Origin of the sequence: Pedobacter sp. (assembly GCF_965227205.1) — a bacterium.
Taxonomy (GTDB): domain Bacteria; phylum Bacteroidota; class Bacteroidia; order Sphingobacteriales; family Sphingobacteriaceae; genus Pedobacter.
Genome location: NZ_OZ245727.1, coordinates 1,330,091 through 1,345,000 on the forward strand (window position 1 = coordinate 1,330,091; position 14,910 = coordinate 1,345,000).

Below are 14,910 nucleotides of genomic sequence, written 5' to 3' on the forward strand. Positions count from 1 at the left end.
CTATCTTATTATCAAATGTTATCAATAATTCATAAATTGTAAACTAATATTTCTAACCAAATATATTTTCTTCCTTATGAAAGTGGATTACATTGCGTTGTCTGTGCCTATATTTTTTATTCTGATAGGTATTGAACTTGGCTACAATTTCTATAAAAAACTCAATTATTACCGACTCAACGATAGCATTTCAAATTTAAGTCAGGGAATAGGGCAGCAGCTTACCGGAATTTTCATGAAAACGGCATTGTTTTTTGGCTACAAATACATTTTCGAGCACTGGCGATTTTTTGAAATGCCCAAAACCATTTGGGTTTGGATAATCCTTTTTATCGGTGTAGATTTTTTCTACTATTGGTTTCATAGAATGAGCCACCAGGTTAATGCGCTTTGGGCTGCTCATATTGTTCATCATCAATCAGAAGAATATAATTTAACTGTGGCCTTGCGCCAGAGTTGGTTTCAAGGTTGGTTTAGCTGGGTTTTTTATTTGCCTTTAGCATTTGCAGGTTTCGACCCGATTATGTTTTTAACGCTAAGCTCTTTTAATACTTTGTACCAATTCTGGATTCATACCAGAGCCATAAAATCGATGGGATTTTTAGAATATATCTTGAATACACCTTCTCACCACCGTGTTCACCATGGTTCAAATCCTAAATACATAGATAAAAATCATGCAGGTACATTAATAATCTGGGATAGGATTTTCGGTACTTTTCAAAAGGAAGAAGAAGAAGTTTATTACGGCATTACCAAGCCATTGGCCAGTTGGAATCCGGTTTGGGCCAACCTGCATTATTGGGATGATTTGATAAAAACGGCAAGAAAATCTCCAAAAATTAGCGATAAAATTAATACCTTTTTAAAACCTCCGGGTTGGTTTCCGGCACATTTGGGAGGGTTTCAGCAAGCCCCTGAAATTGATGTAGTAAACTATCGCAAATACAATCCCGAGTATCAATCTAAGATTACCGGTTATGTTTTAGTTCAATTTATAATCGCCTTGGCGGCTGGTTCGATAATACTATTTTCTTATAGCAAAATGGAAAGTTTACCATTAATTTGCGGTACACTTTTTATCCTCAGTACTTTAATTGCCTGCGGCGCTTTACTCGAGCAAAAACAATGGCTTGTAAAATTCGAATATTTAAGATTAGCTGTAGGGTTTTTACTCGTGGTGTTTTTAAAATTTCCAATCGGATATCAGGTAATATTTGCAGGCATACAGTTAATATCCGTAATTTGGTTCTTCAATTTGCAAAAAGCAAACCCTAATGTTGATGAAAACTAAGTTATACTCGTTTATTTTCGCAATTGTTTATATTATACAATTGTTTGCTGAAACCTCAGGAAATATTCCGCTTCGCAATTTTTCAAAACCACTGATTGTTATTACGCTTTTAATGTGGCTTTATAGTGCAACAAAACTTCGCGGCAAGTTTCACAAACGCATATTTACAGGTTTAATTTTTGCCTTTGCCGGCGATGTTTTACTTATGCTTCAAGATGGTAGAACCAGCTTTTTTATCTATGGTTTAATTGCCTTTTTACTTTGCCATATCTTCTATATCAGGGCTTTCACACTGGACCATAAATCAAATCCGAACTATAAAATCCCATTCTTTTTATGGGCTGTTGGCGCACTAATAATATTCTGTGTTGGCTTGTTTTTCTATTTGCAACCGTTTCTTGGCGCCACGCAATTCGCCGTTTTATTTTACGCCATCATCATCACATTCATGGCAATTATGGCAGTTAATCGATACGGAAAGGTTAATATTTTCAGTTACAAACTAATTTTAAGTGGAGCTTTATTTTTCCTCTTGTCAGATAGCGCATTAGCGGTTAACAAATTTGCTTTTCCAATTCCACAAAGCGGCGTTTTAATTATGGCCACTTATATGATTGCACAATATTTAATTGTTTATGGTACGGTAGAACGGAAATTAATCGTTACAAAAACAGAGATTTAGTTTTTTTTGGAAAGCACTGTTCTGTGGTAATCGGTTGCGATAGTCCTGCTATCGTTGCTCCCGATGAAGAATCGGGATTCACTCTATCAGGTTTATTTAACTCAGGAAATGCAAGAAATTTAAAGCTAAATCGCTTACCGTTGACTAAAGTCAACGGCAATGAATAGCGAGTTGGCTACTCATTATTGATACTATTTTTTTATAAAACACTGCTGTTTATAAAATTTGCATTTCATTGCCGTCGGTTTCAACCGACTCATTGTATAGAATTTGGAACTTCCGCCTAATTAAGCCTAAGCACTATTTCTACCTTTTACATTAAACCGGCTTAAAATCCCGTAAGTACGGGATTGGGTATGCACTTTCAAAGCCAAACCAGTAACTTTAATACAAAAATTTTCAGCCGGCAATTTTGTTTCTTTTGTTGTCAAAAGAAAAAAGCCTGTCTGGCCAAGACAAATAAACACCCCGCCCTGTGGGCACCCCTCTAAAAGAGGGGAATACGAATCGTAGAAACTAAGCTCATAATGTCAATTTTTTTAAAAAAACTAACACATCGCAGAGTAGCAACGCCACTAATTCTTCTTTCGCTCCTTATCCAAAACCGTGAAAACCTGCACCAATCGCTCACCAGTTTCATCAACAAGTGTTAAGGTATGTTTTCCTGGTGGCGGACTAATCGCAAGCTGATGAAAATTAGTTGTGGTAGCTACATATTCGTTATCCAGGTGCCAATAAATTTTGGAGCTTTGACTGCGATGAGCCGCATTCAAAACAATTTTTCCTCGGGTTCCATCAATCTCCAAGGGAATGTAAACTGTCGCACCGTTTTTTGGATAAATCAACTCCATTACGGTGTTTCCACCAGAAATATCACAACCATTCATAAAAGGGGGTAAGCTTTTGTAATCGCTGTTTTTTATTTTGTAGTAATATTCCATCGCTGGAGGCAAAATAAACCAGTTTCTATGTTGCATGTTTGTAACGCTTTCACATTGGTCGGTCACTCGGTAATTGCCTGTTTTATCCAAATGAATCAATTTATGAAACGGACAAATCGCTGTTTTCTCTCCGGCGGTTGGAATCAGTTCTTCAATTATATTATCGCAGTATTCGCCAGCTTTATAACCACTTTGTTTACAAACCTTAATTTTCTTCAGTTTAGTGGTAGGCGTTTCAAACCATTTTCCATTGGGTAATAATTTAAAAATATCAAATAGCACCGGCGCCGCTGCTTCAATACCTACCAAACCTGGCCTACCTTCACCATCGTCATTGCCTACCCAAACACAAACCACATAATTTGGTGTTAAACCAACAGCCCATGCATCGCGAAAACCAAAACTTGTTCCTGTTTTCCAGGCCACTCTTTGCGATGAGGAGAACTGTTCCCATAAACCTTCATCGCCTGGTCGCATAACTTCTTCCATGGCATTAAAAGTGGCCCAAATTGCACCATGGTCTAGAAACGAATTGCGCTCATAATCCTTGTTTTCATTTTTATCAGTGCTGAAATAAGTGGCTTGTTTATAGTCATCGGGATTGTATAAACCTTTGTAGGTATTAAAATGATTAAGTGTTCTAACCATACCCATGTAGGTGTTTGCTAAATCCCACATGGTAACCTCACTACCACCCAAAATTAATGATAAGCCATAATGGTCGGCAGGTTGATTTAAGGTGCCAATTCCAAGCTTTTTAAGTTTATCGTAGAAGCGTTCATACTTATATTGCTGCAGCATTTTAACAGCTGGAATGTTTAAAGAACGACTCAAAGCTTTGTCTGCAGCGATGGCACCATCGTAACCCAAATCGTAATTTTGAGGCGAATAACCTGCAATTTGAGTGGGTACATCAGGAATTAAAGTATGTGGTAAAATAAAGCCATCGTTTAGCATACTAGCATAAAGCAGCGGTTTTAGTGTGCTCCCAGGACTACGGGGTGCTTTAATCATATCAACATGACTTTGCAAATCTGCATTTTCTGGTTGATAAATATTCCCTACATAACTCACCACGTTACCAGTTTTTGCATCTAATATCAAAGCCGAAATGTTATTGATGTCATTTGCCCGATAACGATTATTATAACGCTTTAAAATTGAATTTACTTTAAGTTGAATATCTTCATTCAATGTTGAGGTAATTCTTGTTGAATTGATTTCCAGATTCGCTCTTTCTACTTTAAAGCGATTTAATAAATGTGGCGCATTTTGAGGTAGGGGCAATGGCTTACCCGGCACTGGCTCAAGTTTAGAAAGGTTTGCAGTAGATTGGTCGATGTATTTTAACTTGGCAAGTTTATCCAGTAAATCGTTTCGTTTTTTAATTAATTGAGTTGAGTTTTTACCTGGATGTACCAGTGAAGGACTATTTGGTAGAACCGCCAAAGTGGCCATCTCGCCCCACGAAAGTGTTTTTGCATCTCTACCATAATATCTCCAACTTGCTGCTTCCAAACCAACTACATTACTTCCAAAAGGTGCATTGGCAGCATATAAACCAATGATTTCTTCTTTTGAATATTTTAGTTCCAGTCTAAAAGCGAGGATGATTTCGTAAAGTTTTTGCCAGATGGTTCGGTCTTGCTTTCTCGAAAGCCTAATAACTTGCATAGTTAATGTACTTCCACCACTTACCACGCTTTTGGCTTTAAAATTTTGGCGCATTGCTCTACTCATGGCCAGGAAATCAACGCCGAAGTGTTTATAGAATCTTTTATCTTCAAAGGCGATAATACAATCCTTAAATTTTATAGGAACAGAATCTGCAACAGGAAATCGCCACTGGCCATCACTTGCAATAGCGGCACTTAGTAAATTCCCATTATTCGCTTCGATTACAAATGAAGTTGGCGATTTAAAAAGTTTTGCAGGGAGTAAAAGTAAAAATACCAAAAGCAAAATAACACAAGAAATATCTGAAAGGAGGAATGCTTTAGGTGTTTTGTTCATTGATTTTTATACTCAAACTTGTGTTTTCTCTAGGCTTTCGCAACTAAAGTTCATACTGTTCACTTTAAGACTGCCTCGTTCCTCGCAATGACGACCGCCATATACGTCATTGCGAGGAACGAAGCAATCTATGCTTATTTCAGGACTGGTCAGATGCCGAAATAAAGCTTACGAAGTCTATCCAGCCTTTTGCCTTAAAACTTTGCAGGGTTTACATCTTACTTCACCACCTGAACCCATTTTCCATCCTGCGTAGCAGAAATATCATTGTTATACATCGCTTCACATTGTACTGCTGATAAGTAATACTTGCCAGTATAGGAAGCATTCAGCAGAACCTTATAAACCAAACTCTCATTTTCACGGATATTGAAATAGGTGAAAACACGGTCGTCCCTAATATCCTGATAAGTGAAAGGAGAGGATGCTAACATACTTTGGTTATCATTTACTCTAGTGTTAATGATTTCCCATCCTGAAGGAAAAATTTGCGTTAGTGCCATTTGCTCGTAATAACCCATTCTGCCAGGGTTTTTAACCGTAACTTCTGCATAAAAATCAGTTCCTTGTTTTAAAGTTGTGGGGTCCAAAGGTGTACCGTTCAAGCGTTTGTAAGCCACGTTCATATCTAAAACATCAGGTCGGTTTGGCAAGAAGTTATTCTGCCCAGCAACTGGTTGTCCTTCTAAAACTAAACGAACGAACAATACATTACTTCCTTTATTGATAATAGATGCAGTATTGCCTTTAAAGTTTACCGCTGTGCTGTTGATGTATTGATTAGAACTTACCGGCGCAGTTTTTCCATCTAAAACATATTGATATTGCAATTTATTAGATGATTGATTTGAGCCACAGAACTTCGCGATTGCCAATAAACTATAAGCCGTTGTTTGTGTACTATACCACGTATTTTCGCCAAGCTTTGCAGCCAATGGTTGTAATAAACTCGCAGCTTTAGCTTTCTGACCTAAAAGCGTTAACGTTTCTAAAATCATGGCTTCATCGCGAACATCAGAGCCATAAGTCCCGCCCAACTGTTTGTAAGGCTGAATCGATGTATCTAAACCGCTAATCATATTTTGCGCAACACTATTTTGTCCTGCCAGTTTGTAGGCTGCAGCCAGTCTCCATTTTGCAGCTACCGATAAATATTCAAATGCTTTAAGTCTGTTCATTGCTGCCATTTCTGGTTTTTTACCTAAAGCCAAAACATACAAACGATAGGCTTGAGCTAGGTCGCCGCCATAAAAATTATTGCTATTTGGTGCCCAGTTTGCCGCTTTTGTTTTTTGATAACGGAGCAATTCATCAAGCAAGCCAACAGGCAAGGTATAACCTGCATTCTGTGCTTCAACTAAGAAATGCCCTGCATAATTGCTTCCCCATTCATCAGAACTTCCTTCTCCAGGCCAGTAAGATAAGCCACCATCAGTGGTTTGGAAACCTTTAAGTCTTGTAATTCCGGCTTTGATATTTTTCTCTGTCATCGCCTTTTGTTGTTCATTCAACGGACTCAATCTATCTAAATACAATTGAGGGAAAATACCTGAAGTGGTTTGCTCGATACATCCGTGAGGATATTGAATTAGATAGCTCAAACGTTTTTTCAGGTTAATCGCCGGAATTGATGAAACTTCTAAAGTTCCCGAGTTTGTTCCCGTCATCCCGATAGGTAAATAATTTACCGCCCATTTTTGACCAGGTTGTACTGTAGCCGAAACCACATTTGTAATGTAAGGATTTGGATTTCTGATATCCATCTCTACATCGTAATCGGTTCTTTCTTTACCGCTTTGGGCAATTACTTTAACCTTTGCAATACCAACGGTGTTAGGCGCCTTCACTTCAAAGTAAGCCATTTGCTCGCCAGTTTTTGCATAGTAGAGCTGCTGTTTATTCGTTCCCTGAACAATCAAATTATTGGCTTGAAGCTGAACAGAAACATTCTTCAGGTTATTTTCTGTTGCAAAAACCGTAACAGGTAGGGTAAATGTTTCACCCGGACCGATAACACGGGGTAAAGTTGCCAAAACCATCAATGGCTTTTTAACCTGAACAGATTTTTCTGCAAAACCGTAAGCCGCATCCTGACCAGCTACAACCATTGCCCTCACAGCACCGATGTATTGTGGCAATTTGAATTTGTGGGTTTTACTTTCGCCCTTACCAACTGTAAATGGACCCATAAATTTAACTACAGCTTTAAAGCGGTTTGCTTTTGCAGGATTTAAGTTTTTGTTGATACTTCCATCACCACCAATGCTTAAAATTCGTTCTAAATTTCCACCCCATGCACCTAAAACGTAATCGAATAAATCCCAGGTTTTAACACCTAAACCTTCCCGGGCATAAAATGCACCATGTGGATCTGGCGTTTTGAAACGCGTTAAATCCAATAATCCTTCATCCACCAAAGCGATGGTATAAGTCATGGCTTTGCCGTTTTGTTCGCCAACTGTTATGGTATTTTCAGTTTCTGGTTTAATTTTATCCAACATTTTAATGGTTGGTTTTAAAATTGTTTGCGGGTCTTCAACCGAAAGTGGAATGGCACCATACATCCTAATTGGCAAATCGTTAACCGTTTGTGCATGAGGTTGTAATAGCGTAATGTTGGCAAAAACATTCGGAGCCATTTCTTTCTCAGCCTTAAATTTGTATTGCGTTTGTCCGGCTTTGGTATCAATCCAGAAAGTTTTTAAAACCCTGCTTCCGTTTTCGATAGAAATTAAAGCTCTGCCATCTTTAGCTGTTGGAATGGTTAGCGTAATATCTTCGCCGACAGTAAATTTCTCTTTATTTGCGGTGAAAGATAACATCGATGCCTCGGTTGGATTTGCGCCTTGCTCACGCTGTGCCCAACCTGGCCAATCTACATAAACTGACTTTCCGGTAACGTGACCGCCATTTAAATCGCGAACCAGGATTAAATAGCGTCCCCATTCTGGCTCATCAATGCGTAGATTCCAGCTTCCCTTTCCGTTCGATAAGCTAACTTGATGCGTTTCTACTAGTTTGTTGTATTGATTTTGCGTGAAATTTGCGTAGGTATATTGATTGTCTTGTTCCCACCACCAACGCCATTGCGTTTTGTAAAGTTCAACCTGTACGGTTTTGCTTCCGCTTAGAAGCTTTCCATCGGTATTTACGTTTACAATTTCAATTTTATGGTCTTTTCCAGTCACCAACATGCCACTCAATTTATCGCCTTTTTCCGGACGAACGCCTAAATAACTGCTGTAAACATGGTAAGGAATACTAAAATTATCGATGCTGAAATTGCCTCCAGGTTCGAAAACCTTAGTGGTGAAATTTGCCCTTAAAACTCCAGGAGCTGTATTGTTTTCATTCAAATTTGTATTAATCTGAGCTGTTCCGGCAGCATTTAATGTGCCCTCGAAAATAGTTTTTACCTGCGATTCGAAATTCACCGTTGGGTTATCGAAACTAAAGCCATCAAAACCTTTAAATTTGGTTTCAGTAGTATTCAAATTAACATCAACCTTTGCTTTCAAATTTTGAGCAGGGGTACCGAATAACCATTTTGCAGATAGGGTAGAAGCAGATGTTCCTGCGGTTAAATAAGTTCTGTTGCCAACATTGAAATCAATTTTTAATCGGTTTGGCATTACCGTTTCTATCTTCAAAGTTTTGGTAAAAGTTGCGCCACCTGCTTTAACTTTTGCCATCCAGTTCCCTGTTGGTGCAGTACTTTCGGTTGCGGTTTTAAAAGTATAAAATCCGTTTACAGGTTTTCCGTTAATCAATCGTTTATAAAGCTGTCCTTTCGGATTATAAAACTCCATCGTAACCGGATAATTGGCAGGAATTTTCTTCAATTTATCTTCCAAAACAAAGGAAACAAACAAACTATCTCCTGGTCGCCAAACACCACGTTCGCCATAAATAAAGCCTTTTAAACCGCTTTGTACAACATCACCGCCAACATCAAAACGACTTAGCGGGAGCGAACTTCCATAGTCTAATTTTAAATAACCACGTTCTGAACCATTTTTGGCAATCAATAAAAATGGCTGGCGTTTCAAATCAAATCTGGCAAAGCCATCACCATCGGTTTTGGTGGTGAAAATGGTTTGTCGCTGGTAATCCAATAATTCTAAACTTACTCCGCTTAATGGCTTTGCAGTCAATAAATCGGTAGCAACGATAAGCATACTATTATCGTTTCCTCGTTTTGCAACCAAACCAATATTTGAAGCAATCAGGTTGCGACTTGCCCAACGCTCATTAGTATAAAACGATGGTGTGCAAGGATTATTTTTATCGTTCCAACGGTAATTTTGTGGGTAATAATTATTGTAGCGTTGCCAGAAATCATCATCTTCATCAATTTTTTCACCATAATTACCGCCTTCTTCATCATAATATCCTTCTCCATCGTTTTCTTCTGTTGAACCAGCATTTTCCTTGCAATTGTATGCATTATATTCTTGTCTGAACGCTATGGTAACCCGATACATTGCACCAGGTTCGGTACGTATCATTTTATCTAAATCTAAAGTAAAACGATTCTTTTTATGGAGGTTTAAAGCTTTATCTTCATCCAAACGAACTGTTTTCTGGAGAATCGGTTTTGCTACGCGACGCAATTCATTTCCATCTTTATAGCTATTGGTTTGGAAAAACTGAGGGATATTATTTTCATAAATCTTAATTACCGTTACATCAACTGCTTTTAAATTGATGGCTTCGAAAGGTAAAACAAGCTTGCCTGAATTTGGTAAAATCGTTCCTGCACCCCCTATAGTAACGGCCGGTAATTTATCCTCAAAAGTTAAATTGGCCGTTTTGCCTCCTGATAAGGTTTTAGCATTGATGTTTTCTACACCATTATTAACACTTAGCGTGTAATCGCCTTTCAATTCTTCAGCAGCATAAACTTTTATCTGACTTGCATCAATCGTAAAGCGTAAATCGCCTAAATTGCCAAGCGTTATCATACCTGTCAAATCCTGACCAACACCAATAGGTTCTGAAAATTGAACTAAAGCATAATCTTCTTCGCCCTGAATGGCTTTCATATCCAAAATCTCAAACTTATTTAAAGCTGGAATTCTAATTTCTTCTTCTCCTTTTTGGTCTGCATCAATTGCATCGCCATCCCATTTAACTTTTAAAGTTTGGTCTGTACCTTTTTTCTTGATGCTATCAATCGTAAATTTTGAAATATTTTTGGCGGGGTCATGTTGCCACTTAACTTTCAGTTTCTGGTCGAAATCAAGTTCAATAATTTTTTCGATTTTTGAAGTTTCTTCAGCATCGGCCGTAGCAACTTCACCAGTTAACTTCATATAATCTAATGAAGTATTATTCTGAGAAACCAAGCCGTTTTGCGAGAGCATTACACCCGGTGTAATTACCTTAAACTCAAAATCGAAATCCTCTAATCCTTTTTCTGTTGCAGAAACTTCTGATAACTTAAAAGTAGCCTCGTATTCTTTACCTGGCTTTAGGTTTTCATCTGGACGGAATTCTACAGTTTGTGGGTCAATCCAATACGTTTTTCCAGAAATAGATGGCGAAAAATCGAATAAATCCCGTGAATCGGCTTTGCCTAAATCCTGCATTCCTGTTGCTGCGTTGGCCAAATGAAGCCGAATAAAACTCTTTTTTGATATGGTTCCGGAAGTGTAAGCTTCGATATATTTTGCATAGGCTTGATTATCTTCATTTGTTTTTTTCTTTCGATTAAAAAAAACAAATGCGATTGCGGCAATTGAAACTGCAAGTAAGCCTATAAAAATAAATTTCTTTTTGGAGGAAGATTGGTAGGTAGATGGTTGTTCCATTTTTGAAATTTTAATTAGATGGAGGAAATTAGCTAAAATTCAGTTCAAAATAAATTATGTTGAAAATTAGCGTTTTAGGGATTTTTTTTGCTAAACTTATTTATAGTTTAAAACTATCAATTTTATTTCTTGTATTTTGAAGTAATTTAAATCCGTAAGAAATTTAATATCTTTTGATGGTTTCTAATTATTATTTGCCTGTGTTAGCGCAATTCTTTGGGTTTTAAATGTTTTCCATTTGTTCCTTAAAAATCATTTAGATAAGTTTACAACATCAACCCAATTTAGCCAGATATGATTAAGAAATTATTGATTTTTGCGAGTTTAATTTTGATTGCTAATTTCTCGTTTGCACAAGATAACGAAGTAGAAAAAGCTGTTGCCAATTTAACCAAATTGATGATTAATCCTGATAGCTCGGCTTTGGATAAATTAATTTTAGGGAATTTGAGCTACGGACATTCCAACGGAAAAGTTGAAACAAAGCAGCAGTTTATACATTCTCTAATGTCTGGAAATTCTGATTTTCTAGATATCAATTTAGCTGAACAAAGTATTGTGATTCAAAACAAAACAGCTATTGTTCGTCATGTTTTAAGTGGAAAAACTAACGATAGAAACGTTCCGGGTAATATTAAGTTAAATATTGTACTTGTTTGGAGCAAGGAGAAGGCTGGATGGAAATTACTTGCAAGGCAATCGGTTAAGGTGCTTTAGAGTTGTACGTATTAAGTAGTACGTTTTACGTTAGAAGTATTAAGTTTGGGCGGATGCTGTGTTTTAAAGTTGTATGTCTTTCAAAACTTATTACGTAAAACTTACAACGTATAACTTATTTTATCATCACCCCAGGTCTGTTAACCAGTGGTATTTTAATCAAATTTGAATCAACAATACTTTCTGGCAGGAAGATAAATTTCTTATCGTAGATGGTAGAGCCGATGTAATAACTTAGCCAATATTCATTTGTTAAACCGAAAACTTCTGGGTCGATTGCTTCCACACCTTTAAAGTCATTTGCATTCATATCGCCGATGAAGTGTCTTAAAACCGAAGTTTTAACTTGTTTGCCATCTTTTTCACCATAACCTTTAGAACTGATTAAAACATTGCTAATGGCTTCGTTTTTCAAATTAACTAGATAAACAGTCCAGTTTTTTACCTCTGGAGTTTCACCCATGAGCACAACCGCCATTGCGATATCTTCAACTGTATTTTCTGGTAAATCGGCTTTCACTGTAAATTGTTTAATGGTTTAAACTGAATAAATCGGTTAATTGTTTGGAGAACAACTAACCGATTTATAATATAATTTATCGACATAAATTCTTCGACAAGCTCAGAATGACATTTTTATTTCCCTTCTTTTATATTATTAATAAAAGAGATTGCTTCGTGCCTCGCAATGACGACCGCCTTAAATCATTAAATTTCAAGCTTATCCCCATTATCGTAGAAATCCTAAAATCCTTTAATCCTAGTCTATTTCTTCTTCGCTACAGCCTTTTTAGCTGCTGGTGCTTTCTTTTTTGCAGGTGCTTTTTTCTTGGTTTCGAAAGCATTTGGCACTTGCTCAACAATCATTTTTTTAATTACCTCTAAATCAACATCGGCTAATTCTTCAGCAGTATATTTTTGTTTGGTTGCCTCATTATTTCTCAATTTCAACATCAGCTTTCCGAAACGGATGAACGGTCCCCAACGTCCGTTTTCTATTGAGATTTTCTCTGCTTCCCAAACTTTAATAAAGCGGTTAGCTTCTTTTTCTACTTTTTTGCCAATTAAGGTTTCAATATCTTCTTGAGATAAATTATCAAAATCATAACCTTTAGCCGGAATATTGATAAACAAATCGTTCCATTTAATAAACGGACCGAAACGACCTTTACCTTTAGTAACGCCCAAACCTTTGTAATGTGCAATTGGTGCATCATCATCCATTTTCTGTTTGATAATTTCTACAGCTCTTTCAAAAGTAACTGACAAAGGTTCTTCGTTTTTAGGCAATGAAATAAAGCTTTCGCCCCATTTCAAATAAGGACCAAAACGACCAACACCAATCATAACCTCCTTACCTTCAAAATCTGGTAGCGAGAATGGAAGTTTGAACAATTCCAAAGCATCGTCTAAAGTAATGGTTGCCACAGATTGGCTACGCATTAAACTAGCGTAACGTGGTTTTTCTTCTTCGTCAAGTTCGCCAATTTGCACCAACGGACCAAATTTACCAACCTTGGTGTAAACGTTTTTGCCACTTGCAGGGTCTAAACCTAATAAGCGTTCTCCAGTAGCACGTTCAGCAGTTTCTAAAGTGTTTTCAACCTCTAAATGGAAAGGATTATAGAAAGAATGCAGCATTTTAGTCCACTCCTGTAAACCTTGTGCAATCTCATCAAATTCCTTTTCTACACTCGCCGTAAAGTTAAAATCTACAATACCTTTAAAATGCTCAACCAGGAAGTCATTAACCACTTCACCAATATCAGTAGGGAAGAGCTTCTGTTTTTCAGCTCCAGTAATTTCCGATTTTGTGTCCTTAGTTACTTTTCCATCGGCTAAAATTATAGCTGTAAATTTGCGCTGCTTACCATCTCTGTCTTCCTTAACCACGTAACCACGGTTTTGTACCGTAGAAATTGTTGGCGCATAAGTAGACGGGCGGCCAATGCCTAATTCCTCTAATTTCTTAACTAAACTTGCTTCTGTATATCTAGCCGGCGGACGAGAATAACGTTCCGTAGCTTGCATTTCTTTTAAAAATAATTCTTGTCCTTTTGCTAATGGAGGTAGAATTGAGCCACCTTCTTTTTCTTCAGCTTCTTCATCATCTGTGGATTCTAAATAAACTTTTAAGAAACCATCAAATTTTAAAACTTCGCCTTCGGCAACTAAATGTTCTTTTCTGGTTGATGCGGTGATTTGAGCCGTAGTTTTTTCAAACAAAGCTTCGCTCATTTGTGATGCGATAGAACGTTTCCAGATTAAATCGTATAAGCGTTTTTCCGAAATATCACCATCAACCGTATGTCTATCGAAATAAGTTGGGCGAATGGCTTCGTGAGCCTCTTGCGCACCAGCAGATTTGGTTTTATATTTTCTTGGCTGATGATACTGATTACCATAAGCCGATTTAATTTCTTGTTCTGCAGCCGCCAAAGCCGTATCCGATAAGTTTACCGAATCCGTTCTCATATACGTAATCTTACCTGCTTCGTACAATCTTTGTGCAACCTGCATGGTTCTGGCAACTGAAAAACCCAATTTTCGAGAAGCTTCTTGTTGCAAAGTTGATGTGGTAAATGGAGCAGCAGGATTACGTTTCGCAGGTTTAGTTTCTAAACTCGTAATGTCAAATTTGGCTGTAGCACAATCCTGAAGGAATTTTTCTGCGTCAGCTTCGCTTTCGAAACGTTGTGGCAATTCTGCTTTTACAATTTCCTTCCCTTTACCAGTAGAAAACTGAGCCGTAATTTTATATGCAGCAGCAGCATTAAAGTTTTGTACCTCTCTTTCTCTATCAACAATTAAACGCACTGCAACCGATTGTACACGACCTGCAGAAAGCGATGGCTTCACTTTTTTCCATAAAACAGGAGAAAGTTCGAAACCAACCAATCTATCTAAAACACGACGAGCCTGTTGTGCATTTACTAAATTATAATCTATATTTCTTGGACTTTCAATGGCTTTTAAAATCGCTGGCTTTGTAATTTCATGGAATACAATACGTTTTGTTTTTTCAGCTTTAAGTCCTAATGTTTCAAATAAATGCCAGGAAATTGCTTCTCCCTCGCGGTCTTCATCGGATGCTAGCCATACCATTTCGGCTTCCTTAGCTAGTTTTTTTAATTCGGCAACCATACTTTTCTTATCGGCAGGCACCTCGTAAGTTTGGGCAAAATTATTCTTAATGTCGATAGCCATATCGCCTTTCGCTAAATCCCGAATATGGCCATAGCTAGATTTCACAAGGAAATCTTTTCCTAAATAGCCTTCTATGGTTTTAGCCTTTGCAGGAGACTCGACGATTAATAAATTCTTAGCCATGAAATACGTTTTTGTGCAAATAAAGCTATAATTAAGCTATAAATCCAAACTCAACACTAATTTTATACAATTTAATTTTGAAAAAAACAGAATAAAATCTGATTTTTCGACTTTTTATCT

At 37.3% G+C, this 14,910-nt stretch carries 7 protein-coding genes; 3 read left to right on the forward strand and 4 right to left on the reverse strand.

Features of this window, described 5'->3' with window-relative positions; all coding sequences use genetic code 11:
- Positions 1-76 precede the first annotated feature (76 nt).
- Both ACO05K_RS05680 and ACO05K_RS05685 read left to right on the forward strand, forming a co-directional pair.
- On the forward strand, positions 77-1,294 hold the full coding sequence (locus ACO05K_RS05680; protein WP_421943485.1) for a sterol desaturase family protein: 1,218 nt from the start codon (positions 77-79) through the stop codon (positions 1,292-1,294).
- A complete protein-coding gene (locus ACO05K_RS05685; RefSeq protein ID WP_421943486.1) occupies positions 1,284-1,976 on the forward strand; it encodes a lysoplasmalogenase in 693 nt (230 codons plus the stop codon). Before ACO05K_RS05680 ends, ACO05K_RS05685 begins: the two co-directional genes overlap by 11 nt.
- Before the next feature lie 575 nt (positions 1,977-2,551).
- Here the strand turns inward: ACO05K_RS05685 and pbpC are convergent.
- Together pbpC and ACO05K_RS05695 are read right to left on the reverse strand one after the other, a co-directional pair.
- The gene (gene pbpC, locus ACO05K_RS05690; protein ID WP_421943487.1) at positions 2,552-4,930 is read right to left on the reverse strand and encodes a penicillin-binding protein 1C; all 2,379 of its coding nucleotides are present in this window, start codon (positions 4,928-4,930) and stop codon (positions 2,552-2,554) included.
- Positions 4,931-5,148: 218 nt separating this feature from the next.
- Entirely contained in the window at positions 5,149-10,743 is a 5,595-nt protein-coding gene (locus ACO05K_RS05695) for an alpha-2-macroglobulin family protein (RefSeq protein WP_421943488.1), read from the reverse strand.
- A gap of 294 nt (positions 10,744-11,037) precedes the next feature.
- Here ACO05K_RS05695 and ACO05K_RS05700 point away from each other — a divergent pair, with 294 nt between their 5' ends.
- Positions 11,038-11,460, forward strand: a complete 423-nt coding sequence (locus tag ACO05K_RS05700) for a nuclear transport factor 2 family protein (RefSeq protein WP_421943489.1) — start codon at positions 11,038-11,040, stop codon at positions 11,458-11,460.
- 115 nt (positions 11,461-11,575) lie between these two features.
- On the opposite strand, the gene ACO05K_RS05705 is transcribed toward ACO05K_RS05700, so the two are convergent.
- Together ACO05K_RS05705 and topA are read right to left on the reverse strand one after the other, a co-directional pair.
- Positions 11,576-11,980, reverse strand: coding sequence for a hypothetical protein (locus tag ACO05K_RS05705; RefSeq protein WP_421943490.1), 405 nt, complete (start codon positions 11,978-11,980; stop codon positions 11,576-11,578).
- A 245-nt stretch (positions 11,981-12,225) separates the two neighbouring features.
- A complete protein-coding gene (gene topA, locus ACO05K_RS05710) occupies positions 12,226-14,790 on the reverse strand; it encodes a type I DNA topoisomerase (protein ID WP_421943491.1) in 2,565 nt (854 codons plus the stop codon).
- Between the last annotated feature and the right edge of the window lie 120 nt (positions 14,791-14,910).

Excerpts from the sequence above, each read along its gene's own strand:
- topA (WP_421943491.1), bottom strand. The coding sequence starts at position 14,790 with ATGGCTAAGAATTTATTAATCGTCGAGTCTCCTGCAAAGGCTAAAACC.
- ACO05K_RS05700 (WP_421943489.1), top strand. The coding sequence starts at position 11,038 with ATGATTAAGAAATTATTGATTTTTGCGAGTTTAATTTTGATTGCTAAT.
- ACO05K_RS05685 (WP_421943486.1), top strand. The coding sequence starts at position 1,284 with ATGAAAACTAAGTTATACTCGTTTATTTTCGCAATTGTTTATATTATA.
- ACO05K_RS05695 (WP_421943488.1), bottom strand. The coding sequence starts at position 10,743 with ATGGAACAACCATCTACCTACCAATCTTCCTCCAAAAAGAAATTTATT.
- pbpC (WP_421943487.1), bottom strand. The coding sequence starts at position 4,930 with ATGAACAAAACACCTAAAGCATTCCTCCTTTCAGATATTTCTTGTGTT.
- ACO05K_RS05680 (WP_421943485.1), top strand. The coding sequence starts at position 77 with ATGAAAGTGGATTACATTGCGTTGTCTGTGCCTATATTTTTTATTCTG.